At 50.3% G+C, this 24,849-nt stretch carries 18 protein-coding genes; 10 read left to right on the top strand and 8 right to left on the bottom strand.

The window, feature by feature from the left end; genetic code table 11:
- Nucleotides 1–423: 423 nt before the first annotated feature.
- The gene (gene yddG, locus NA330_RS01015; RefSeq protein WP_023242321.1) at nucleotides 424–1,305 is read right to left on the bottom strand and encodes an aromatic amino acid efflux DMT transporter YddG; all 882 of its coding nucleotides are present in this window, start codon (nucleotides 1,303–1,305) and stop codon (nucleotides 424–426) included.
- Between the two features lie 277 nt (nucleotides 1,306–1,582).
- On the opposite strand from yddG, the gene fdnG reads away from it, so the two are divergent.
- Genes fdnG through fdnI form a run of 3 tightly spaced genes read left to right on the top strand, consistent with a single transcriptional unit; the run spans nucleotide 1,583 to nucleotide 6,177 of the window.
- Nucleotides 1,583–4,630 carry a formate dehydrogenase-N subunit alpha gene (gene fdnG, locus NA330_RS01020; RefSeq protein ID WP_077684034.1) on the top strand — a complete coding sequence of 1,016 codons (3,048 nt, stop codon included), beginning with the start codon at nucleotides 1,583–1,585 and terminating at the stop codon, nucleotides 4,628–4,630.
- A 13-nt stretch (nucleotides 4,631–4,643) separates the two neighbouring features.
- Nucleotides 4,644–5,528 carry a formate dehydrogenase subunit beta gene (gene fdxH, locus NA330_RS01025; RefSeq protein ID WP_000061599.1) on the top strand — a complete coding sequence of 295 codons (885 nt, stop codon included), beginning with the start codon at nucleotides 4,644–4,646 and terminating at the stop codon, nucleotides 5,526–5,528.
- On the top strand, nucleotides 5,521–6,177 hold the full coding sequence (gene fdnI / locus NA330_RS01030) for a formate dehydrogenase-N subunit gamma (protein WP_000045658.1): 657 nt from the start codon (nucleotides 5,521–5,523) through the stop codon (nucleotides 6,175–6,177). The genes fdxH and fdnI overlap by 8 nt, the downstream gene beginning before the upstream one ends.
- Before the next feature lie 90 nt (nucleotides 6,178–6,267).
- Here fdnI and adhP read toward each other — a convergent pair whose 3' ends face one another.
- From adhP to bdm, 4 genes are all read right to left on the bottom strand, one after another.
- Nucleotides 6,268–7,278: an alcohol dehydrogenase AdhP gene (gene adhP, locus NA330_RS01035; RefSeq protein ID WP_000642447.1), complete on the bottom strand. Its 1,011-nt coding sequence runs from the start codon at nucleotides 7,276–7,278 to the stop codon at nucleotides 6,268–6,270.
- A gap of 285 nt (nucleotides 7,279–7,563) precedes the next feature.
- Entirely contained in the window at nucleotides 7,564–9,261 is a 1,698-nt protein-coding gene (locus tag NA330_RS01040; protein ID WP_000450511.1) for an NAD-dependent malic enzyme, read from the bottom strand.
- A 176-nt stretch (nucleotides 9,262–9,437) separates the two neighbouring features.
- Entirely contained in the window at nucleotides 9,438–9,581 is a 144-nt protein-coding gene (sra, locus tag NA330_RS01045) for a stationary-phase-induced ribosome-associated protein (protein WP_000841559.1), read from the bottom strand.
- Between the two features lie 94 nt (nucleotides 9,582–9,675).
- Nucleotides 9,676–9,891 carry a biofilm-dependent modulation protein gene (gene bdm / locus NA330_RS01050; RefSeq protein WP_001649462.1) on the bottom strand — a complete coding sequence of 72 codons (216 nt, stop codon included), beginning with the start codon at nucleotides 9,889–9,891 and terminating at the stop codon, nucleotides 9,676–9,678.
- Between the two features lie 511 nt (nucleotides 9,892–10,402).
- Between bdm and NA330_RS01055 the strand changes: the two genes are divergently transcribed.
- The 6 genes from NA330_RS01055 (at nucleotide 10,403) to glgX (ending at nucleotide 18,998) form a co-directional block, all read left to right on the top strand.
- The gene (locus tag NA330_RS01055; protein ID WP_000152297.1) at nucleotides 10,403–10,834 is read left to right on the top strand and encodes an OsmC family protein; all 432 of its coding nucleotides are present in this window, start codon (nucleotides 10,403–10,405) and stop codon (nucleotides 10,832–10,834) included.
- 336 nt (nucleotides 10,835–11,170) lie between these two features.
- Complete coding sequence (gene hdeB / locus NA330_RS01060) at nucleotides 11,171–11,500, top strand: acid-activated periplasmic chaperone HdeB (RefSeq protein ID WP_001032161.1); 330 nt, start codon at nucleotides 11,171–11,173, stop codon at nucleotides 11,498–11,500.
- Nucleotides 11,501–11,642: 142 nt separating this feature from the next.
- Nucleotides 11,643–12,428 carry an OBAP family protein gene (locus NA330_RS01065; RefSeq protein ID WP_023242322.1) on the top strand — a complete coding sequence of 262 codons (786 nt, stop codon included), beginning with the start codon at nucleotides 11,643–11,645 and terminating at the stop codon, nucleotides 12,426–12,428.
- Nucleotides 12,429–12,556: 128 nt separating this feature from the next.
- The gene (gene treZ / locus NA330_RS01070) at nucleotides 12,557–14,341 is read left to right on the top strand and encodes a malto-oligosyltrehalose trehalohydrolase (protein ID WP_023242323.1); all 1,785 of its coding nucleotides are present in this window, start codon (nucleotides 12,557–12,559) and stop codon (nucleotides 14,339–14,341) included.
- Nucleotides 14,338–16,866 (top strand): malto-oligosyltrehalose synthase, encoded by a 2,529-nt coding sequence (treY, locus tag NA330_RS01075; protein ID WP_052894860.1) that lies wholly within the window; start codon nucleotides 14,338–14,340, stop codon nucleotides 16,864–16,866. The genes treZ and treY overlap by 4 nt, the downstream gene beginning before the upstream one ends.
- A 56-nt stretch (nucleotides 16,867–16,922) precedes the next feature.
- Nucleotides 16,923–18,998: a glycogen debranching protein GlgX gene (gene glgX, locus NA330_RS01080; RefSeq protein ID WP_000210594.1), complete on the top strand. Its 2,076-nt coding sequence runs from the start codon at nucleotides 16,923–16,925 to the stop codon at nucleotides 18,996–18,998.
- A gap of 113 nt (nucleotides 18,999–19,111) precedes the next feature.
- Here glgX and NA330_RS01085 read toward each other — a convergent pair whose 3' ends face one another.
- The 3 genes from NA330_RS01085 to NA330_RS01095 form a co-directional block, all read right to left on the bottom strand.
- Nucleotides 19,112–20,314, bottom strand: a complete 1,203-nt coding sequence (locus NA330_RS01085) for a MalY/PatB family protein (RefSeq protein ID WP_000347152.1) — start codon at nucleotides 20,312–20,314, stop codon at nucleotides 19,112–19,114.
- 12 nt (nucleotides 20,315–20,326) lie between these two features.
- A complete protein-coding gene (gene nhaC, locus NA330_RS01090) occupies nucleotides 20,327–21,778 on the bottom strand; it encodes a Na+/H+ antiporter NhaC (RefSeq protein WP_001276632.1) in 1,452 nt (483 codons plus the stop codon).
- A gap of 143 nt (nucleotides 21,779–21,921) precedes the next feature.
- Nucleotides 21,922–22,929, bottom strand: a complete 1,008-nt coding sequence (locus NA330_RS01095; protein WP_000201071.1) for a LacI family DNA-binding transcriptional regulator — start codon at nucleotides 22,927–22,929, stop codon at nucleotides 21,922–21,924.
- A 257-nt stretch (nucleotides 22,930–23,186) separates the two neighbouring features.
- Between NA330_RS01095 and NA330_RS01100 the strand changes: the two genes are divergently transcribed.
- The gene (locus NA330_RS01100) at nucleotides 23,187–24,653 is read left to right on the top strand and encodes a hypothetical protein (RefSeq protein ID WP_024149238.1); all 1,467 of its coding nucleotides are present in this window, start codon (nucleotides 23,187–23,189) and stop codon (nucleotides 24,651–24,653) included.
- Nucleotides 24,654–24,849: the final 196 nt, after the last annotated feature.

Raw genomic sequence — 24,849 nt, forward strand, 5'->3', positions numbered from 1 at the left:
TTCAATAATAAGTTTCATAAGATTACAAATTATTTTAATTTGTGTGATCGAGATCTCCTTAATACATTTGAGAGTATTAATTCAAATAGGGACTGTCTAATAAGATATATTTTCGGATGGGATTATTGAGCTGTTTATAATTTTATTTTTGGTAGTAACGATTGATTATTATATGCACTAATACAGTTGCCAGCTAGCGTTGATTATATATTTGTTAATATAATTATATCATTACATTAACATATTTAACGGTTTTATAAAATCCATTTTTACCCGCGCGATCCTGGTATGGCGCAGGGGGAGCTCGTGAAAATGGAAAATCGTCAAATACACACAGGCGATAGATAAAAGCGTAGTTGTGTTATGAAGAGTGTCAAGGTGCAGCGGGTCGATTTAATATCAACATCGGCCCGCCCGTCGCTATTAGCGCCGCCGCGTTGCCAGCCAACAAAGTAGCGAACCTACGCAAACCATGACTGCGCCTTGCCAGAAGGAGAATGACAGTGGCGAGCTGAGTAACAGCGCTGCCAGAGCAGAGGACATGACGGGGGTAAAATACGACCCTACGGCCATGATAGTCACATTGCCATGAAGTATGCCCACATTCCATGCGGCGTAGGCAAACCCTAACGTTAATGCCGCGGTAAAAAGTTTAGCAATCACCGGTAGGCTAAATATCATGGCAGGTTGCGGCGTAAGAAAATAGTGGAACCACAGCGCCACGGCGGTGAGTAACACAAAGACGGTGATACCGTTAAAACCACGCGCATATTTATTGGTGACCGTGCAGTATGTCGCCCATATAAACGCCCCAAGAAATGCCAGTAAATAACTTAGCGGACTGGTGGCGACATTGCTGATAATTTCTCCGGCATTAAGACCATTCTCGCCCCCCAGAACCCAGCAAACGCCAGTAAGTGCAATAAGCAATCCAGGAACAATAAGCCAGTTAGTTTTTTGCCCGTTAAAAAGAATGGCAAACAGAATGGTCAGGCTGGGCCATAAATAGTTAACCATGCCGACTTCGATAGCCTGATGGCGAGTGGCGGCATAACCGAGAGAAAGCGCCAGGCATATTTCATAACTGACAAACAGTACGCTGCCTGCGATGAGGTATCGCCCCGGGAAACGACGGATATCAGGTAATCCGACGGTAAAAATCAGCAGCAGACCGCTTAATGAATAGATCATGGCTGCGCCGCCTACCGGTCCGAGACCTTCGCTGACGCCGCGAATTAACCCAACCATCGTGCTCCACAGAACGATGGCAACAAGCCCTATTAGCGTTGCTTTTTGTGATGTCATGCTTTGTGACTGTCCTGAATACCACGCAAAATAAACTGCCACTTATAGCACTTTTTCCGAGGGCGATGCCATGCAGTGTCATTTTTTAGTACCTCCCTGGAGTTATTGCAGTTTAAAAATAGGGCTATTTAGTAGCGGAACCGTTTCAATATTGATTTGACGCAAAAAAGTTATCGATTTTGCTGTTAGTTTCCTCGCGAAGTTATACACGCATCCTGGGCTGAGGTTTTGCTGCAGTTCGAAGGAGGCGTGCATCCGTGGAAAAAAGAGGAAAGCAATGGACGTCAGCCGCAGACAATTTTTTAAAATCTGCGCGGGCGGTATGGCGGGAACAACGGTGGCCGCACTGGGTTTTACCCCTAAAATGGCCCTGGCTCAGGCGCGAAACTATAAGCTGTTGCGCGCAAAAGAGATCCGTAACTCCTGCACATACTGTTCCGTAGGTTGCGGGCTATTAATGTATAGCCTGGGAGATGGGGCAAAAAACGCGAAAGAAGCGATTTACCATATTGAAGGCGACCCGGATCATCCGGTAAGCCGTGGCGCGCTGTGCCCGAAAGGGGCCGGTTTGCTGGACTATGTTCACAGTGAAGATCGCCTACGCTATCCGGAATACCGCGCGCCGGGTTCCGACAAGTGGCAGCGCATTAGCTGGGATGACGCTTTCACTCGTATTGCTAAATTAATGAAAGCCGACCGCGACGCCAACTTTATTGAAAAGAACGAGCAGGGCGTCACGGTTAACCGCTGGCTCTCTACCGGAATGCTGTGCGCCTCGGCGGCCAGCAATGAAACGGGGATGCTGACGCAGAAGTTTGCGCGTTCTCTCGGTATGCTGGCGGTAGATAACCAGGCGCGCGTCTGACACGGACCAACGGTAGCAAGTCTTGCTCCAACATTTGGTCGCGGTGCGATGACCAACCACTGGGTGGATATTAAAAACGCCAACGTCGTGATGGTGATGGGCGGCAATGCCGCAGAAGCGCATCCGGTGGGTTTCCGCTGGGCGATGGAAGCGAAAAACAATAACGATGCGACGCTGATTGTCGTTGATCCACGCTTTACGCGTACGGCGTCGGTGGCGGATATCTATGCGCCAATACGTTCCGGTACAGACATTACCTTTCTGTCCGGCGTGTTGCTGTACCTGATCGAAAATAACAAAATCAACGCTGAATACGTTAAGCATTACACCAACGCCAGCCTGCTGGTGCGGGATGATTTTGCCTTTGATGACGGTCTTTTCAGCGGCTATGACGCCCAAAAGCGTCAGTACGATAAATCCTCCTGGAACTACCAGTTCGATGAAAACGGCTATGCCAAACGTGATGAAACGTTGACGCACCCACGCTGTGTGTGGAATCTGCTGAAGCAGCACGTTTCGCGCTATACGCCGGACGTCGTGGAAAACATCTGCGGTACGCCGAAAGCGGACTTCCTGAAGGTGTGTGAGGTGTTGGCCTCTACCAGCGTTCCGGATCGCACTACCACCTTCCTGTATGCGCTGGGCTGGACGCAACATACCGTCGGGGCGCAGAACATCCGTACTATGGCGATGATCCAGTTGCTGCTCGGCAATATGGGGATGGCTGGCGGCGGTGTGAACGCCTTGCGCGGCCACTCTAATATTCAGGGTTTAACGGATTTAGGACTGCTCTCCACCAGCCTGCCGGGTTACCTGACGCTGCCGTCAGAAAAACAGGCCGATCTGCAAACTTATCTGGCCGCGAATACCCCCAAAGCGACGCTGGCCGATCAGGTCAACTACTGGGGTAATTATCCTAAGTTCTTCGTCAGCCTGATGAAATCTTTCTATGGCGATGCGGCGCAGAAAGAGAATGACTGGGGCTTTGCCTGGCTGCCTAAGTGGGATCAGTCCTATGACGTGATCAAATATTTCAACATGATGGATAGCGGGAAAGTCACCGGCTATTTCTGTCAGGGCTTTAACCCGGTGGCGTCCTTCCCGGACAAAAACAAAGTGGTGCAAAGCTTAAGCAAACTGAAGTATCTGGTCGTTATCGATCCGCTGGTGACTGAAACGTCAACGTTCTGGCAGAACCACGGCGAATCTAATGATGTTGATCCGACAACGATTCAGACCGAAGTCTTCCGTCTGCCGTCTACCTGTTTTGCGGAAGAGGATGGCTCTATCGCTAACTCCGGTCGCTGGTTACAGTGGCACTGGAAAGGTCAGGACGCGCCGGGCGAAGCGCGTAACGACGGCGAGATTCTGGCCGGTATTTACCATCGTCTGCGTGAAATGTATCGCGCAGAAGGCGGTAAAGGCGCCGAACCACTATTGAAGATGAGCTGGAACTACAAGCAGCCGGATGAACCGCATTCGGAAGAAGTGGCGAAAGAGAACAACGGCTATGCGCTGGAAGATCTCTATGACGCCAACGGTACACTGCTTGCCAGGAAAGGCCAGTTGTTGAGCAGTTTTGCATTACTGCGCGATGACGGTACGACATCCTCCTCCTGCTGGATTTATACCGGTAGCTGGACGGAGCAGGGCAACCAGATGTCCAGACGTGATAACGCCGACCCGTCAGGGCTTGGCAATACACTGGGTTGGGCGTGGGCGTGGCCGCTAAACCGTCGCGTATTGTATAACCGCGCTTCGGCGGACCCGCAGGGTAAACCGTGGGATCCAAAACGGATGCTGATCCAGTGGAACGGCGCGAAGTGGACAGGGAACGATATTCCGGACTTTAACAACGCGGCGCCGGGGAGCGGGACCAATCCGTTTATCATGCAGCCGGAAGGGCTGGGACGTCTGTTTGCTATTGATAAAATGGCGGAAGGACCGTTCCCTGAACACTACGAGCCGATGGAAACGCCGCTGGGCACTAACCCGCTGCACCCGAATGTGGTCTCGAATCCGGCGGCGCGTCTGTATGAAGAAGATGCGCTGCGCATGGGTAAGAAGGAGCAGTTTCCGTACGTGGGCACGACTTACCGCCTCACAGAGCATTTCCATACCTGGACCAAACATGCGCTACTTAACGCTATCGCTCAGCCGGAACAGTTTGTGGAGATCAGTGAGACGCTGGCGGCAGCGAAAGGTATTGCTAACGGCGACTATGTGAAGGTGAGCAGTAAACGCGGGTTTATTCGCGCGGTCGCGGTGGTAACTCGTCGTCTTCGCACTCTGCATGTCAACGGTCAGCAGGTTGAAACGGTGGGGATCCCGATTCACTGGGGCTTTGAGGGTGTCGCGCGCAAAGGCTATATCGCCAATACTCTGACGCCAAATGTCGGTGATGCCAACTCGCAAACGCCGGAATACAAAGCGTTTTTAGTTAACATCGAGAAGGCGTAAGGGAGGCGAACATATGTCTATGGAAACGCAGGACATTATTAAACGGTCCGCAACAAACGCCATCACGCCGCCTCCGCAGGCGCGTGATTACAAAGCCGAAGTCGCGAAACTGATCGACGTCTCCTCCTGTGTCGGCTGTAAAGCCTGCCAGGTAGCCTGTTCTGAATGGAACGATATTCGCGATAACGTTGGTCATTGTGTTGGGGTGTACGATAACCCTGCCGATCTCAGCGCCAAGTCCTGGACGGTGATGCGCTTTACCGAAACCGAGCAGAACGGCAAGCTGGAGTGGCTGATTCGTAAAGATGGTTGTATGCACTGTGAAGATCCAGGCTGTCTTAAAGCCTGTCCATCTGCCGGGGCTATCATCCAGTACGCGAACGGGATTGTTGACTTTCAATCTGAACACTGTATCGGCTGTGGTTACTGTATCGCCGGGTGTCCGTTTAATATTCCGCGCCTCAACAAAGAGGACAACCGCGTTTATAAATGTACGCTCTGCGTCGATCGCGTCAGCGTGGGCCAGGAACCGGCCTGCGTCAAAACTTGTCCGACCGGGGCTATTCACTTCGGCACCAAAAAAGAGATGCTGGAACTGGGTGAGCAACGCGTGGAGAAGTTAAAAGCGCGCGGCTTTGAACATGCCGGTATCTACAACCCGCAGGGCGTCGGCGGTACGCACGTCATGTATGTGCTGCACCATGCCAATCAGCCGGAGTTGTACCACGGCTTGCCAAAAGATCCGCAGATCGATACCTCAATCAATCTGTGGAAAGGGGCGCTAAAACCGCTGGCCGCAGCGGGCTTTATCGCCACTTTCGCCGGTCTGATTTACCACTACATCGGTATTGGCCCGAATAAAGAAACGGACGACGATGAGGAGGATCATCATGAGTAAGTCGAAAATGATTGTGCGCACGAAATTTGTCGACCGCGCCTGTCACTGGACGGTGGTGATCTGCTTCTTCCTGGTAGCGCTGTCGGGGATTTCGTTTTTCTTCCCGACGCTACAATGGCTGACGCAAACCTTCGGCACGCCGCAGATGGGACGTATTTTGCACCCGTTCTTCGGTATTGCCATTTTCATCGCGCTGATGTTTATGTTCGTGCGTTTCGTCCACCACAACATCCCGGATAAAAAAGACATTCCGTGGCTGAAAAATATTGTCGAAGTATTGAAAGGCAATGAGCATAAGGTGGCGGATGTCGGCAAATACAATGCCGGACAGAAGATGATGTTCTGGTCCATTATGAGCATGATTTTTGTGCTGCTGGTGACTGGCGTGATTATCTGGCGTCCGTATTTCGCGCAGTATTTCCCCATGCAGGTGGTGCGTTATAGCCTGTTAATTCATGCGGCGGCGGGCATTATTTTAATGCACGCGATCCTCATCCATATGTATATGGCGTTTTGGGTGAAAGGCTCGATTAAAGGCATGATCGAAGGGAAGGTCAGCCGTCGCTGGGCGAAGAAACATCATCCACGCTGGTATCGTGAAATCGAGAAGGCGGAAGCAAAAAAAGAGAGCGAAAAAGGTATTCAGTAATTCTTTCGCGATCTGATAAACAAGGCGCTATCCTCGTAGCGCCTTGTTTTCATCTGCTGTCTGTATACTCAGACGACCACAGCAAATCGTTTAACGACGGAAATCGATGACCATACGGCCACGAATTTGCCCTTGTTCCATCTCTTTAAAAATAACGTTGATATCTTCAAGCGGACGTAGAGCGACTTTTGGTACGACTTTTCCTTCCGCCGCGAACTGGAAGGCTTCGGTCAGATCCTGGCGTGTCCCCACCAACGAACCGACAACCTGAATGCCATCCAGCACCAGGCGAGGGATATCAAGGTTCATGGCTTCTGGCGGCAGCCCGACTGCCACCACGCGACCTCCGGCACGAACGGCATCTACTGCGGAATTAAACGCCGCCTTAGCGACCGCGGTAACCACCGCTGCGTGCGCGCCACCGGTTTTTTCCTGCACAATTTTAGCCGCATCTTCCGTACGTGAATTAATGGTCAGATCTGCGCCCATTTCCTCGGCCAGTTTCAGTTGTCCATCATTGACATCAATGGCGATCACTTTCGCATTGAAAACGTTTTTCGCGTACTGCAAGGCCAGATTACCCAGACCGCCCAGACCGTAGATGGCAATCCACTGGCCAGGTTTAATATGAGAAATCTTCACCGCTTTATAGGTGGTAACGCCCGCGCAGGTAATACTACTTGCCGCCGCAGAGTCCAGACCTTCCGGTACTTTCACCGCATAATCCGCGACGACAATACACTCTTCGGCCATGCCGCCATCTACCGTGTAACCGGCATTTTTCACGTTGCGGCATAAGGTTTCATTGCCCGTATTGCAATACTCACAGTGTCCGCATCCTTCATAAAACCACGCGACACTCGCGCGATCGCCGGGTTTCAGCGAGGTGACACCAGGACCGACTTCCGCCACGACGCCAATGCCTTCGTGTCCCAGAATAACGCCGGTTTTGTCACCGAAATCGCCGTTTTTCACGTGTAGATCGGTATGGCATACGCCGCAGCACTCCATTTTTAGCAAAGCTTCACCGTGGCGAAGGGGACGCAGCGTTTTCTCAGTAACATCAACCTGATGATCTTGTGTGACAACAGCAGCTTTCATAACCTTCTCCTTTTATTAATAGTGAACTGCATAGCAGGTAAGTAATAGCAGGTAAGGCGCTATTACCTCTTTAGGATTAATATTTCTGATGAGTTATGCAAGGCGGCAGAAATACAATGTAATAGTTTAGCCAGGATTATCCTGATAAATCCCCGTTCAATACATAAAGGTGGCTAATATTAGTAGCTTGACAAATAAGCAGGGAAAGGAATTCAGGTGTGTCGACAGACTCGCCAAAACTAAAGAAGAAAGTGATATCCGGCGGCATTCACCGCCGGGTACGTATTAAATGGAAGTCCGACGGTAGTCGCGGTATTCCGGTTTCCAGAAGTTATCGTCAATCGCCTGTTGCAGCGCTTCCGCAGAGGTTTTCACCGCTACGCCTTGTTGCTGCGCCATTTTACCTACGGCAAAAGCGATAGCGCGCGACACGACCTGGATGTCTTTAAGCGCTGGCAACACTAATCCTTCGCCGTTATTCACCAGCGGAGAATGTTTCGCCAGCGTCTCACTGGCTGACATCAGCATTTCATCAGTAATGCGCGATGCGCCGGAAGCGATAACCCCCAGACCGATGCCGGGGAAAATATAGGCGTTATTACATTGTGCGATCGGATAAACCTTATCTTTCCAGATGACCGGCGAGAATGGGCTGCCGGTTGCCACCAGCGCGTTGCCTTCCGTCCAGGCGATAATGTCCTGTGGCGTGGCCTCCACGCGAGAGGTGGGATTAGAGAGCGGCATGACGATCGGGCGAGGGCAATGCTTATGCATCTCGCGGATGATCTCTTCAGTAAAGAGCCCGGTCTGGCCGGAAACCCCGATCAGAATATCCGGCTTCACGTTACGCACCACATCCAGCAGCGACAGCACGTCATTTTCGGTATCCCAGTGCTGGAGATTGTCGCATTTCTGCACCAGTTTTGCCTGGAACGGCAATAAATTAGGCATCCGGTCCGTCAACAGGCCGAAGCGATCGACCATAAAAACGTTCTGTCGGGCGGCATCTTCGCTTAAACCTTCACGCTGAGTCTGCGCGATGATTTGTTCAGCAATCCCACATCCGGCGGAACCCGCGCCGAGAAAAACGATTTTCTGCTCGCTAAGCTGACTGCCGGCAGCGCGGCTGGCGGCGATCAACGTACCGACGGTCACGGCTGCGGTGCCCTGAATATCATCGTTAAAGGAGCAAATCTCATCACGATAGCGCGTCAACAGCGGCATTGCGTTTTTCTGCGCGAAATCTTCGAACTGTAGCAGGATATCTGGCCAGCGCTGCTTAACGGCCTGAATAAACTCATCGACGAACGCATAATACTCATCGTCGGTAATGCGCGGATGACGCCAGCCCATGTAAAGCGGATCGTTGAGTAACTGTTGATTGTTGGTGCCGACATCCAGCACAACGGGAAGGGTATAGGCCGGACTAATGCCGCCGCAGGCTGTGTATAATGACAGCTTACCGATAGGGATCCCCATCCCGCCGATGCCCTGATCGCCAAGCCCCAGAATCCGCTCGCCATCCGTCACCACAATAACTTTAATGTTGTGGTTAGGCACATTCTGCAAAATGTCGTCCATATTGTGACGGTTCGGATAAGAGATAAATACGCCGCGCGCCCGGCGATAAATCTCAGAGAAGCGCTCACAGGCCGCGCCCACGGTCGGGGTATAGATAACCGGCATCATCTCTTCAAGATGGTTTTGCACCAGTCGATAAAAGAGCGTTTCGTTGGTATCCTGGATGTTACGCAGGTAAATATGCTTATCGATTTCTGTTTTAAACCCCTGATACTGGAGCCAGGCGCGTTCGGCCTGTTCTTCAATCGACTCGACGACCTCCGGCAGCAGCCCTGACAAATTGAAGTTGCGGCGCTCTTCTACGCTAAAAGCGCTGCCTTTGTTTAACAGGGGGAATTCCAGCAATACAGGGCCAGCGTAAGGGATATAAAGGGAACGTGCTTTCTTGGTTGTAGTTTCCATGTTACTCACTCTTTTTCGAATAACTGTCCCTGGCACCGTCGTTTATCATCATATATTGCCTTCCACCAGGGAACCGACCCTGAGTATAAAGCATTGTGAGACGTTAAGGTCATTCCTATAAACAAAAACACCATTGCAGATGCAATGGTGTTTAACGTCATTTCAGGACTGTACGATTACTTTTGGCTATCGGCGCGGCGCTTTCTGCCGGTTGGGTTATTCACCACGCTGCTGGTGTCGCCTTCAGTAACAACCTTACGCTGGTTGGAAATTCTGTAATCCAGTCCAAGTATATGACGAGCCTGACGGTTCGATTTCATGTTAACTCCTCAATCCTGTTGCTAGTTTTAAGGACAAATTCGCTTACGCGAAAGAAACGTAACCCCTAAGGTTGCCGATACAGCATAGCAGGTTTTACAGAGTCGGGTGCTGCCCGCTTACCACATAGTTGATGGTCTGCTGGTAGATGTCACTGAGGATGTCATTGTCGGAAGCCTCAACCCATTTGGTCAGCTCCATTAAAACATCATCTTCAGTGACAACGCCTAACTCCGCGCGTAATCCTTGTTCAATCGCGTTGACCAGGGCCGGTTGTGCTGCTGAGGTATTTGCTGAGTGATAAGTAAACATATAATGCCTCCGTGAACATGTATTTATTTAGTACGGCTCGCAGAAAATTAATTCGTATTCAGCATGGCAAATATTTTTGCGGCTGTGGTTAAGATTAGTCCTGGAGTTATTTTAACGCAAGGCGGAACTCTAATTGCTTACCCCACAAGAAAATATATTACGTTTGCCAATTACATATCCTCATACAAATAGTGGTCAATTAATATACATTTAAAAGGCTAGTTATTGCGATTTTTATCCTTTATTACAACGAGATAAGACAAATCTTAATTTGAATTAAAATATACATAATGGAATACGCCTCCAGAAGAAAAAGTAAGGATAAAAGGAGGGATATATTCTTTAAAGAAAGTGAGGCCTGTTGGTTTAATATCCATCATTGAAAAAGTATACAACTATTTTCTATATCTGAAGTGCGGGTAATCGACAACATGCTACCTCCATCGGCATGGACAACGCAGATTAGCAGCATGGTCTATACTTTATTTTTTGAGCCAACAGGAGAGCAAAAATGACAATCCATAAGAAAGGTCAGGCACACTGGGAAGGCGACATCAAACGAGGTAAAGGTACTGTATCAACAGAAAGCGGCGTGCTTAATCAACAACCGTATGGATTCAATACCCGGTTCGAAGGCGCGCAGGGAACCAACCCGGAAGAGTTAATTGGCGCCGCACATGCGGCCTGTTTCTCCATGGCGCTATCACTCATGCTGGGAGAGGCTGGATTTACGCCGACATCCATTGACACCACCGCTGACGTATCGCTTGATAAGGTGGAGGCGGGCTTCGCCATTACCAAAATTGCGCTACAAAGCAAAGTCGCGGTAGCAGATATTGATGCTTCAACTTTCGATCAAATCATCCAGAAAGCAAAAGCCGGGTGCCCGGTATCGCAGGTTCTGAATGCGGAAATCACCCTCGACTACCAGCTTAACGCCTGATAACCTCTCCAGCCCGGTAACGATGGGTTGATCGGGCTGATGAATATACCTTCAGACGGAGGGCTCGCTCCCGGCTGCCGTATTTCTATCACCTCAACGTACCGTAGACCACGTCAGTGGCTATTGTCGTGGCCTACTTTTTCGCCCTAAAATCTGCTCGCCATGTTGCTTTATTCATCAAACATCAAAATCAGTCAACGTAAATATCAATAATAGCCATATCGCGGAGGGTGATCTTTATTCCTGAGAGAGGAGGGGTATTATTTTCTGCGTTCTACATTAACGGGTTAACGCGCAGATGTAGAGGTTATTTATATAATTATTGGAGCAACAACAATGAATAAATTCTCCCTTGCTACAGCAGGTATTATCGTGGCAGCGCTGGTAACCAGTGTTAGCGTGAATGCGGCAACAGATACTACTAAAACAAACGTTACGCCTAAAGGTATGAGCTGCCAGGAGTTTGTTGACCTAAATCCGCAGACGATGGCGCCAGTCGCTTTCTGGGTGCTGAATGAAGATGAAGATTTTAAAGGCGGGGACTACGTTGATTTCCAGGAAACTGAGACGACAGCAGTGCCGCTGGCCGTTGAGCTTTGTAAGAAAAACCCGCAGAGTGAATTAAGCAAAATAAAAGACGAAATCAAGAAAGAACTCTCAAAATAAGAGTAAACTGATATCAAAACCCGGCCTGTGTGTCGGGTTTTACTATTTGTGACGCCGTCACAAATAACATCTTCCATTTCTTCTACCAATCACGTGGTATTGCACTATTTTCATTAGAGCCCTTTCACTATATGGAGACCTAATGAAAATTTTACCGCTGGCACTCTTTATCATTTCTTTTCTGGCCGGATGCGGCGCCAATAATACGCCGCCGCAAACGCCTATTCCCGGGGAAAAAACCTCTGCCAAATTACGTACCCTGGAAACAGGCGCGGCGGCTATTCAATCCAGACCACCTGTCGATGCCATCAGTACCTACCTTGACGGGTTCCATTTTTATAGCGGTGATAAAAACGGACAGATGGAAGCGCACCATTACGTTACCGCCCTGAACGAAGATGTCATGCAGGCGGTGATTTACGACGGCAATACGAAAAACGCGCGCCTGATGGGGGTGGAGTACATTATCAGCGAACGTTTATTTAAAACGCTTCCTCCCGAGGAGAAAAAACTGTGGCACAGCCACCAGTACGAGGTGAAATCCGGTAGCCTGGTGGCGCCTGGCTTACCGCAGGTCGCTGATAAAGCGTTGATGAGTAAGATTGTTAATACTTATGGCAAGACCTGGCACACCTGGCATACCGACCGGGATAAAACCCTGCCAATGGGTATCCCTGCGCTGATGATGGGCTTTACTGGCGACGGGCAGCTTGACCCCGCGCTGCTGGCCGATCGGGATCGCCGTCTGGGAATTGATACCCAGGCCATTAAACGCGAGCGGCAGGATCTGCCTGAGCATCCCGTTGTTAAGGGGGCTAACGCCTGGGAGCAGGGGGAGGTTATCCAGCTACAGCGTGTTCAGGGCTCTGGCGAACACGGGCGAGGCGATACCGCGCACTTCGGTACATCTGAGCAATCCCGACAATAATTCCACGGTTTTACACGCAGATAGGAAAAAGAATGCCTGTTAAGTGACAGTGTCACGTAAAAATTAGCCCCATAGTCTATGCTTGTTTTTCGGATGCTGTAGAGGTTATGGGTTAAACGGAGCGACAAATGAGTTCAAAAATTTTTTGCAAAAGCTGGGGGGCTGAATATATCGCCGCTGATGTCGTCCGCTTTCGTCTTTGGGCCACCGGTCAGCAAAAGGTCATGCTCAGGCTTGCGGGTAAAGACCAGGAAATGCAGGTGAGCGGTGACGGCTGGTTTACGCTGGACGTCTCCGGGGTGACGCCAGGTACGGAGTATAATTTTGTACTCAGCGATGGCATGGTGGTCCCCGATCCGGCTTCCCGCGCCCAAAAAACTGACGTCAACGGTCCGTCATATGTGGTTGATCCAGGCAGCTACGCGTGGCGCAACACCGGGTGGAAAGGTAGCCGTTGGGAGCAGGCCGTGGTGTACGAGATGCATACAGGCACGTTCACTCCGGAAGGCACTTTCCGCGCCGCAATAGCGAAGCTGCCTTATCTCGCTGAACTCGGCGTTACCGTTATTGAAGTGATGCCCGTTGCGCAATTTGGCGGCGAGCGTGGCTGGGGCTATGACGGCGTACTGCTTTACGCGCCGCATTCTGCCTATGGGACGCCGGATGATTTCAAGGCGTTTATTGACGCCGCGCATGGGTATGGTCTTTCCGTCGTCCTGGATATTGTGCTGAACCATTTCGGCCCGGAAGGAAATTATTTACCGCTATTGGCACCGGCGTTTTTCCACAAAGAGCGCATGACGCCGTGGGGAAATGGTATCGCCTATGATGTCGACGCCGTGCGGCGCTATATCATCGAGGCGCCGTTATACTGGCTGACAGAATACCATCTCGACGGCTTACGCTTTGACGCTATCGATCAGATTGAGGACAGTAGCGCCAGGCATGTGCTGGTTGAAATCGCACAACGTATTCGGGAAGACATTACCGACAGACCCATTCATCTGACTACCGAAGATAGCCGCAATATTATTTCTCTGCATCCCCGAGATCAGGATGGCAATGCGCCGCTGTTTACCGCCGAATGGAATGACGATTTTCATAATGCCGTCCACGTTTTTGCGACCGGAGAGACCCAGGCCTACTACAACGATTTTGCTGATGCCCCGGAAAAACACCTCGCAAGGGCGCTGGCCGAAGGATTCGCTTATCAGGGAGAAATTTCACCACAAACCGGCGAACCTCGCGGCGTAAAAAGTACCGGACAACCCCCGGTCACCTTTGTGGATTTTATTCAGAACCACGATCAGGTCGGTAACCGCGCCCAGGGCGACAGACTGATAACCCTGGCGGGCGCTGAACGAACAAAAGTATTGCTCGCCACGTTGCTGCTTTCACCGCATATTCCGCTGCTTTTTATGGGCGAAGAGTATGGCGAAAGCCGTCCTTTTCTTTTTTTTACCGATTTCCATGGGGATTTAGCCCGCGCCGTTCGTGAAGGTCGCGCAAAAGAGTTTGCCGATCATGCAGGGGAAAATGTTCCGGACCCGAATGCGCCAGAGACCTTTCAACGCTCAAAACTTAACTGGAAGCAACAGCACAGTGAAGAGGGTAAAGCGTGGCTGGCGTTTACCCGCGAACTACTGCTTTTGCGCCAGAAGCATATCGTGCCGCTGTTGTCCGCTGCCCGTGAGAGCTCAGGAACGGTATTGCAAACCGCGCCCGGGTTTATTGCCGTTAGCTGGCGTTTTCCGGGAGGAACACTGTCACTGGCGCTGAATATTAGCGCTACGACGGTATTGCTGCCCGATTTACCGGGTAAGACTCTCTTCGCCTGGCCTAATGAATCCACCGGGTCGCTTTCCCAACATTCTCTTATTGTCCGCTTAGCCCAGGGAGAGTCTGCATCATGATCCCAACTGCAACGTATCGTCTTCAGTTTCGTAATGGCATGACCTTCGATCGCGCTGCGGCGCTGGTGCCTTACCTTAAAAATTTGGGTATCAGCCATCTTTATGCCTCACCCATCTTTACCGCCACCAAAGCGTCAACGCATGGTTATGATGTCACCGATGCGAATGAGATTGAGCCCTCTATTGGCGGGCGCGAAGGATTTGAAAGACTGGTGGCTGAACTTAAAGCGCAAGGTCTGGGATTGATCATCGATATTGTGCCTAATCACATGGCCAGCTCGCTGGAAAACGCCTGGTGGCGCGACGTGCTTGAATATGGCAAGGAGAGCCGTTACGCCCGCCATTTCGATATTGACTGGTCGCGCCGACTGACGCTGCCTTTTTTAGGCGACACGTTTGACGCCGTGCTGGAAAACGGAGAAATTGCGATCAAGCCCGATCCCGCTACGGGTAAACCCACGTTCGCCTATTATGATAACTATTATCCGCTTGCGCCGGCGACGTGGCAGGGGCGCGAGGCCGAAATACTGGCGCTTACCGATAAAGCCGCTATTGCTGATTTGCATGAGCGCCAGCCGTGGAAATTAATGTCCTGGCGCGAGGCCGCCCGCTCGCTTTCATATCGGCGTTTCTTTGAGGTCACAGGGCTGGTGGGAATGCGGGTGGAAGATAAAACCGTCTTCGACGATACACATCGGCTGATTCTGGAGCTGGTCAGAACAGGGGCGGTTGACGGTTTACGTATCGATCATATCGACGGCCTTGCCGATCCGAAAGTCTATCTTGCGCGTTTACGTCAGGAAGTGGGGCCGGCGTGCTATATCACCGTGGAAAAAATTCTCGCTAAAGGCGAGCAACTTCCTGATGACTGGCCGGTTTCCGGCACCACAGGCTATGAATTCATCGCCTCGCTGGCGGAGGTGCTGGTTGACGATGAGCAGATAGACAATCTGCGCCAGGCTTACGAGACTGTAAAAGGCGCGCCAGTGGATATGCGGGCGGAATTACGGGCGGCTAAATTGCTGATGGTCGATCGCAATTTCGAGGGGGAATTTACCCGGCTGCTCGCACTTGCGCTGTCGATTGCCAGCGAGCTACAGATCGCACAGGAAGAGAGCGTCGTTCGGCAGGCGTTACGCGAGTTATTAATTGCCTTTCCCGTATATCGCACTTACGGCACGGCAGAAGGGCTACCGCCGACCGATATTTGCCTGTTACACCGTATTGTGGAACGGGTAAAGACGCTTGAAAACCCTCCGCAGCCAGAAGCGCTTACATTTCTGAGCCGTCTTCTTACCGGCGATGTTCCCACCTCCAGCCAGGAGGAGGCGACACAGTTTCGCGTTCGGTTCCAGCAACTCACCGGTCCGCTGATGGCGAAATCGGTAGAGGATACGCTTTTCTTTCGTCAAAACATGGGACTGGCGTTAAATGAAGTCGGCGCCGAGCCCGTCACGCATCACTTCTCCATCGAACGCTTTCACCATGAGATGAAAACCCGACAGGCGCGACAGCCTGATGCGTTATCCGGTACGTCGACCCACGATACCAAGCGAGGCGAGGATGCGCGAGCACGCCTGTATACGCTTACCGAAGCGCCGGAACAGTGGAGCGAATGCCTTGCCCGCTGGCGGCAGATGAACCAGACCCATGTCAAATTTTTGAATGATGGCACTGCGCCAAAATCGGCGGATACGTGGATGTTATATCAGGCGCTGACCGGCGTCTGGCCCCCGGTGCTACAACCACAGGACGAAACAGGCCTAAACGCGCTGAAAACACGCTTTGAAGCCTTTGTGGAGAAAGCGCTACGCGAAGCGAAGCTGCGTACCGATTGGGTGGACAGTAATGAGGCTTACGAAACGGCAATGCTTGATTACGCCCGTTATTTACTGGCACCGGATAATCAGACATTTTTGCAGGATTTTTATCGTTCCTTGCAACCCTTCATCCGCGCAGGGCTGGTTAACAGCCTGACGCAGACCGTTATCAAATTAACCGCGCCGGGGGTACCTGATATCTATCAGGGGAGCGAGGCGTTGAATTTTAGTCTTGTCGATCCCGACAACCGCCGCGAACCGGATTTCGCCACGCTGGCGCAGCAGTTAGACCAACTGACGCCGGGAGTTTTCTCGCGCGAAGAGAGTTGGCTGAACGGGCAGGTGAATCAGTATGTCACCGCTGCATTACTGCGTCTGCGTCAGCAGAATCATGAGCTCTTCCGTTTTGGCGACTATATACCGCTGCGGGCTGTTGGTCAGCGTGCCGACAAGGTCATTGCTTACGCCAGAGTCAATCATGATGATGCGCTGATTGTTGTTGCGCCCCGACTGGTGTTCGCCGAATGTGACGGCTTATTGTCACAATCGCATAGCGGTTTCTGGGCAGGAACAGACATTATTATACCCGGACAGCTTAATCAGCATCGTTATCGCAATGTGCTTACCCAGGAGAGGTTAATGCCTGGTGAACGCCTGTCGTTGGCCTCACATCAGGGCGGCGTACTGGTTTTAATGAGCGACTGAGTTTATGTGTTGATGTGCCGTGACAGGACAACGTTTACCGTGGGTGGAGAAAGAGAATGACAACAAACAGGGCTTTTGAAATCAGATCAGGATACAGCCATACGCTTGGCGCAAATTATGACGGCGAAGGTGTGAATTTCGCTATTTTTTCCGCCCATGCGGAACGCGTCGAGCTTTGCCTTTACGATCCGAGCGGGGAGCATGAAATCGCTCGTCTGGAGTTACCGGAATATACCGACGAAATATGGCACGGCTATGTCCCGAAGTTGCAGCCCGGCGCGCTGTATGGGTACCGCGTTTACGGTCCTTATGACCCGGAAAATGGTCATCGTTTTAACCCCAACAAGCTGCTTATCGACCCTTATGCCCGTGAGCTGGTGGGCGATATTCAGTGGAACGATGCGCATTTCGCGTATCAATTACTTCATGACGATAAAGATTTGACCTTTGATGACCAGGATAGCGCGCCATTTACGCCTAAATGCCGGGTGATTGATCCGGCTGAGGCGAATTGGGAGGATAGACAACGGCCTTCCATACCGTGGTCGAACGCCATTATTTATGAAACGCATGTAAAAGGCTTTACCCAGCTTAATTCCGCGATCCCTGAGCCTCTACGCGGTACGTTTGAGGGCATGGGGCATAAAGCCAGCGTGGATTACATTAAAAGTCTGGGTATTACCTCCGTCGAGCTTTTACCCGTTCACTGGTTCCCGGACGATCAGCATCTGCTCGATAAAGGACTGAAAAATTTCTGGGGATACAACTCGCTGGGCTTTTTTGCGCCGGCGACGCGCTACTATGGTCCAAAAGGTATTCAGGGATTCCGCGATATGGTGCGCGCTTTCCATGATGCCGGCGTCGAAGTGATACTGGACGTGGTCTATAACCATACGGCAGAAGGGAATGAGCTTGGCCCCACGCTGTCATTTAAAGGTATCGATAACTTCTCTTACTATCGCACCATGCCCGATCAGCATCGCTATTACATTAACGATACAGGGACAGGTAATACCGTCAATACCTCTCATCCACGGGTACTGCAAATGGTGATGGATTCCCTTCGCTATTGGGCGGAGTCAATGCATGTCGACGGCTTTCGTTTTGATTTGGGCACCATTCTTGGTCGTGAGCCGGAAGGCTTTGATCAGAGAGGCGGCTTTTTTGATGCGGTAACGCAAGACCCGGTGCTGGCAAAACTGAAACTGATTGGCGAACCCTGGGATATCGGACCGGGCGGCTATCAGGTTGGCGGTTTTCCACCAGGGTGGGGCGAATGGAATGATAAATACCGCGATACGGTGCGCGAATATTGGAAAGGTGACAACGTCACAAATGATTTCGCCGCACGCCTGCTGGGTTCCGGCGATCTCTATGATTTGCGCGGCCGTCGCCCCTGGTCAAGCGTTAACTTTATTACAGCCCATGACGGCTTCACGCTGAACGATCTGGTGTCTTATAACGACAAACATAATGAAGCCAATGGCGAAGATAATAATGACGGGCATAATGATAACCGCTCCTGTAACTATGGCGCAGAAGGGCCAACCGACGACGAAGGCATCAATGCGATACGCGAGCAACAGAAACGTAATTTCCTGACCACCTTGCTTTTCTCGCACGGTACGCCAATGTTATTAGCGGGCGATGAGTTTGGCCGCAGTCAGATGGGCAATAACAATGGCTACTGTCAGGACAGTGAAATATCGTGGGTCCACTGGGATAATTTGCCGGAAACCGCCAATGCGCTACGGGAGTTTACCCGTCATCTGATTCAACTGCGCGCCACGCAACCGTTGCTGCGCCGGGAGAGCTGGCGTGACGGTCTGGAGATCCGCTGGTTTAACGCCGGCGGAGGGGCGCAGCAATCCGAACAATGGGATGAGGGATCGACGATAGGCGTATGCATTAGTCGACCCGATCTCCAGCCGGAAGCGGGAATCTGGCATGACGCCTTACTGCTTTTCAATCCGTTTGAAGGCAGCGTACCGTTCCGTATTCCGATGTGGGGAGAAGGCGGCTGGGTACTTGAACTGACGACTGCCGATAACGCGCAGCAGGGAATGCGGATTACCGAAGAAATGGATTTCGATCTGGCCGGGCGCAGCATCGTATTATTCAGACGCCCCTGATAGTAAAACCGCGCTCCGGACCCAACCGGCCTTGATGGCCGGTTTTTTTACTGGCGCTCAGGCGATATCATGTCGCAGAAATAACACCGTTGTCAGTTTACCGCCCGAAAAATTCATCCGCCTGTTGGTATTCCTTTGATTGTCTTCACCGATATTCGCTTCAGGCCGTCTATTGCCATTTCAAGGTAGGTACGTGGACATCCCAGATTTAAACGGATAAATCCGCTGCCCGCCGGGCCAAAGCCGCTGCCCATTGAAGGAGCAATACCCGCGACATCCGCCATTACCCATTTTAGCTGTTCGTCATCCAGTCCCAGTTTTTTACAATCCATCCATAATAAATAGGTTCCCTGCGCCGGGACAATTCTTGCCCAGGGAAGGTGCTCTGTCGCCTGTTCAACAAACCAGCGGCGGTTTTCCGCCAGGTAATCCAGTAGCGAATCCAGCCACTGTCTGCTTTCATTCCATGCGATAGTCGCCGCCTGAACGGAGAGGGCGTTAAAGACGTCCAGCCCATGAGCGTCCAGACGAGACAGGAATCGCTGGCGAAGCGTAGGATCGGGAATGAGAAAATTAGAAATTCGCAACGACGATAAGCCAAACGTTTTGCTGGCCGCAGTGGCGGAGATGACCCGTTTATGCCAGCGCTCCCCTAAATGCAGTACCGAGGTAAAGGTTTCGCCGGGCAGCAATAGATCGGCCCATATTTCATCCGAGATGAGAGTGACATCATAAGCTTCACATAATAAAAGCAGTTGCTCCAGCTCGTTGGCCGACCAGCAACGCCCGGTTGGATTATGTGGATTACACAAAATCATCAGCGGAGGGCGCTCATGGCGAAACAGCCTTTCCAGTTGGCAAAAATCCATCTGGTAGCCGTCGTCCGGCGACTCGCTAAGGGGATTCTCCAGCAGTTTTCTACCATTAAGCGTGATTATTTTGGCGAAGGAGCCATAGTATGGCCCCTGTACCACTACGCCGTCGCCTGGATGCGTCAACATTTGCACTAAGAGCGCCAACCCTGGTACGACGCCTTCCACGCTGCATACCCATTCTTGTTTTAACGTGAGCTGGTGGCGTGATGAAAACCAGTGAAGCAGGGCGTTAAAATAGGCCTCATCGCGTTCGCTATAGCCAAATACGCCGTGCTCGATTCGCTGATGCAATGCCGCCTGAACCTCAGGCGGGCAGGCAAAATCGAAATCAGAAACCCACATCGGCAGCAGTTTTCCAGCGCCGTCGCCAAAGTGACGCTCAATAAAATCCCACTTTACCGAACCAGTATTGTTGCGATTGATAATCTGGTTAAAATCCATCTTGTTTCCTTATTATTTCGTCACTGACGTTTGCGGCGACTTTTCTGAAGCGGAGGCAGTTCTGGCAATACCAATTCCGCTAAAACCATAAATTAATGCGAAGAAGATCGCCGCATAGCACTGGATAGCCCAGGGCAGAAGATCAAGCGTGCTAACGCCCAGCGTGGTCGCCATGTAGACGCCAGCCGAGGTCCACGGCAGGAGAGGTTCGATAACGGTTCCGGCATCTTCTATCGTCCGTGAAAGGTTTTTAGTATCCAGCCCCATACGACGATAGGCATCTTTAAACAGTTCGGCGGGAACTAACAATGCCAGTTTACCGTCGCTGGTCGCTCCTGTGACCAAAATTGTGGTGCCGATAGTGGCGGCAATGAGTTGACCAACGCTATGAATAATGGTCAGCAGTCGGTTAATGATGATCGTTAACGCGCCGGTTAACGTTAGCGCTCCGGCAAATGAAAAAGCGCAGAAAACTAACAGTATTGTTCCCATCATCGAGAACATTCCGCCCCGGTTTAGCAGGCGCGGAACATCGGCCACGACACCTTCTGCGCCTTGTGGGAACATGGCGATATCAAATCCATCAATGAAAGCGTCCAGTCCCTGTTTGATGCTCAGTCCCTGCATGATGACGCCGAGGAACAAGGCAAGTACGCAGGCGCTTAACATTAATGGGATGACAGGCTTCTTGCGAATTGCGCCCCACAGTACGATCACCGGCGGCAAAATAAGAACAATATTAAAATGGTATAGCGACTCCAGCGAGTGGATGATGTCCGTAACGCGCTGCGGCGTGGCCACCTCGCCCAGCATATTACTGTGTCCGGCGATAAGATAAACCACGGCGGCAAGCAGGAAACTTGGCAGGGTCGTCCAAAGTAAATGCTGAATATGCTCAAACAGAGTAGTGTCTGCGACAATCGCGGCAAAGTTAGTCGAGTCGGACAACGGTGAGATTTTGTCGCCGAAATAAGCGCCAGAAACAACGGCGCCAGCTGCTGCTGCAAGAGACACGTCCAGCCCGGCGGCAACCCCCATTAACGCAACGCCAACCGTCCCGGCGGACCCCCACGATGTACCGGTACAGACGGAGACCACGCTGGTTAAAAAGAAGGCTGCAATCAAAATATATTCCGGGCTTATGAGTTTTAGCCCCCAGTACACCATGTAGGGAATGGTGCCACTAAACATCCAGGTGCCAATCAAACCGCCCACGCAGATCAGGATCATGATAACCGGCATTGCTTTAGCCAGCTTATCCACCACTGAGTTGATGATGTCTTCCCAACAGTATCCTTGCCACCATGCAATGCCTGCCGCTACCGCCGCAGAGCACAGAAGGAGCGGTTCGATACGTAGCCCCATGATGCCGTAACCGATAATCAACAATAACAACATGGAGATGACTGGGATTAGCGCTAAACCCAATGACAGCGTTTTCTTCTTGTTTTGTGATGCACTCATAATGGAGCTCCGGTCAGTAAGGTAGCTCAAGGGTAGGGGGATACGCTTCTCACTACTGTGATCCATTACTTTCGTCCATGTAACCGATTACATGAGAAGGGTTAATTTGATAGTCATCACAGTTTTTACTGTTGACGACGCGTTCATCGTGAAAAATAGGGCGCGACAGAATCGCGGATCACCAGTTCGGCATTGAAATGATTGCTGCTGGGCGGCGGCGTAATGCCCTGGTATAACTGTATCGCCAGTTGCGCGGCACAGCGCGCCATTTGTTCGACCGGATAATGCATTGTTGTTAACGCCGGATAAAGATACCGGGCCAGCACCACATCATCAAAGCCGACAATAGAGAGCTGTTGCGGAAGCTGAACGCCGCGTTGATGAAGAATACGCATAATGCCAGCGGCCATCACATCGTTAAACGTGACCGCTGCCGTAAGGGGAAGCCCGCTATTAATAAGTTGATGCGCGGCCCGCTCGCCGCCTTCTTCGTTAAACGGAACGCTAATCACCCAGCGAGGGTCTGGAGAAATACCATATTCTTCCAGCGCCTCACGGTAACCATCAAGGCGTTCCTGACGATCGATAATTGGCAAGTCAGATGTCACACAGGCAATGCGCCGATGCCCGTTCGCCAGGAGATATCGGGTCGCTTCCCTGGCGGCGCTGCGATTTTCCAGCCAGATACACCGGTTGGCCATACCGGCGATATAACGATTCACAACAACCAGCGCTGGAAAGTGGGCTGCGTAGCGCAGCAGCTCTTTATCCGGTAATCGGCTGGCGTGTACAACAATAGCCTCACAGCCTTGATTAACCAGAAAATCCAGTCCCGCTTTTTCCATTTCTTCATCGTGGCCGCCGCTACATACCATCAAGCGATACTGCTGCTTACGAGAAACATCTTCTACGCCGCGAGCAAGGTGGGCAAAAAAAGGATCAGCCAGATTGCCGGTTAACAATCCGAGCATATCGCCGCTACGTTTCGCCAGCGCGATAGCGGCGGCATTCCGGCGATAATTGAGATCGCGCATGGCTTTCTCTACACGTTCGCGCGTGACGGGTTCAACCCACGCGGTCTGGTTAATGACACGTGATACAGTCGCGGTTGATACACCGGCCAAAGATGCAACATCCTTTATTGTCGCCATGTTAAGCTCATATTTGTTCGTTTAAAGGGTATCAAAGCCATTGATTATCATGTTACGTGGAAATCAGTGCAATCACTGCAGCGCAGCCTGAATTTATAAACATTTTTAAAATCATCCTAAATCCTGGTAACTGCAAATTTTAGTAGCTACCTCAATGAGTTATTGACCACTGAATTTTCTACGATAACATGACTAACAATATACACATGATAAGAACCACTACACTGGGAAATCGTTGCGTGGTGGTTCGGAGATAGATGATGAGTAGTATTACAAAAAGCATACAGAATGAATATGTTTTATTGATGGAAAACGCTTTTTCTGAAAAATATAAATATGCATTCAGAAATTTAGAACTAAAAGAATTACGTAGATTCATCCTGAAAGAGCTAATTAGCTCTCCCGAGTTAGATAATCAACTTACAAACCTAATCGTGTTGCTAAATAAATTTTGGGATACTCACGCCGCGGCGCTTATAACAGAAGTGCGGGCGTCTAAAAGTTATCGATTATTACTTCCGATTCAACGCTTTGGTTATAACATATCTAATCACCTTAGATCTCTGGGGATTTATTTTGATAGCATCATAATGGTTGATCCATTACATTTTCCTTCTCTTAGCTCTCTGCATTCATTTTTGTCATTGCCACCAGATAATAGTTATGTCCGCATGCGCAGGTTGGTATTACTTGAACATGTTTCCAATCTATTTCGCGCCATCCCATTTATGACTATTGATGATGATTATCCAATTTTTCTAATCGTTCCTGAATTACTGGATTTTGATAAAGAACGCAATCATGAACAATCTGCCGCTTTTCTAAGTCAGCTCTTTTTTAAAGATAGAAAAATGGATTACGCTACTTATTTAGCGTTTCTTGAGCACTTTGGGACAAATGAAGAAACATTCCAGAAGATCCTAATAAATAAAGAATTATTAAAAACATTGCTTAATAATTTCAATAACATCGAAAAAGAGGTCTGGGTTTACGATACAGATTTAAAGAGTTTTACAACAAGAGAGGTAGATCTTCTGGATTACGATCTGCCGTCAGCTATAGCAACCTTACTGGGTAAGGTTGAAGGTGCAATTTATGCACAACGATCAACTCAATTATCGGCAACACTATTAGGCATTGATCCGGTTATTTATAGTAACCATATGTTTTTACATGAATGGACTACGGAGCAGTTGGTCAAGGATTATGGTAAATTAAATCCTCTTTCTTCTGAAGAGCAAGCGATTACAATGGGCCTTTCAGCCGCGGAAGTAAAATTCCTTACTGCGCTTTCCGATCTGGAATTAAAAAAGATTAGAGAAAGAGGTCAACTGGAATCCTTAAGGCATGAACTAAGAATCTCAAGGCATGACTTGCAAGGAAAAACACCAGATCAAATGCAAGATGCGGCAGATAGTTTTTCAAAACATTTAATCAATGTGGTCGAAGAGTATGGAAAGTCGCATGAATCAGCCATTAAGAATTCAAAGAAAAAAAAGATCTCATCCGGATTAATTTTTGCAGGAACAGCCACGTTAGGTATAGCTTCTCTTGCCATGCCGCAACTGACATTACTTTCAGCAGCAGCAACGGGAATTGGCCTGGCCTTTGGAGGTAAAAGTCTGGCAGATATTTTTAGTGAACATAAAGCACATAAAAATGAAATCCAGATATTAGAAAAAACACCCGTATCGCTTTTGTATGGGGCATATAAAAAGAAATAGTCATACTGTGTATACCGTCTGGTAGCGGAAGTCTGGCATTTGATAGTTTTTGAAGCAATTGTCGTAAAGTTACTCAAACAATCATTTCGGCTTTGCTGATAAGCACAGCGGCTTGTCCGGTGGTGAGCCGGTAGTCACAGGGTAGGGGAGGAATACAGCCTATGGCGTTTCAATGTCTGAAAACACTACCACATCT

It is taken from the genome of Salmonella sp. NW722, from assembly GCF_051702785.1.
Classification (GTDB): domain Bacteria; phylum Pseudomonadota; class Gammaproteobacteria; order Enterobacterales; family Enterobacteriaceae; genus Salmonella; species Salmonella enterica.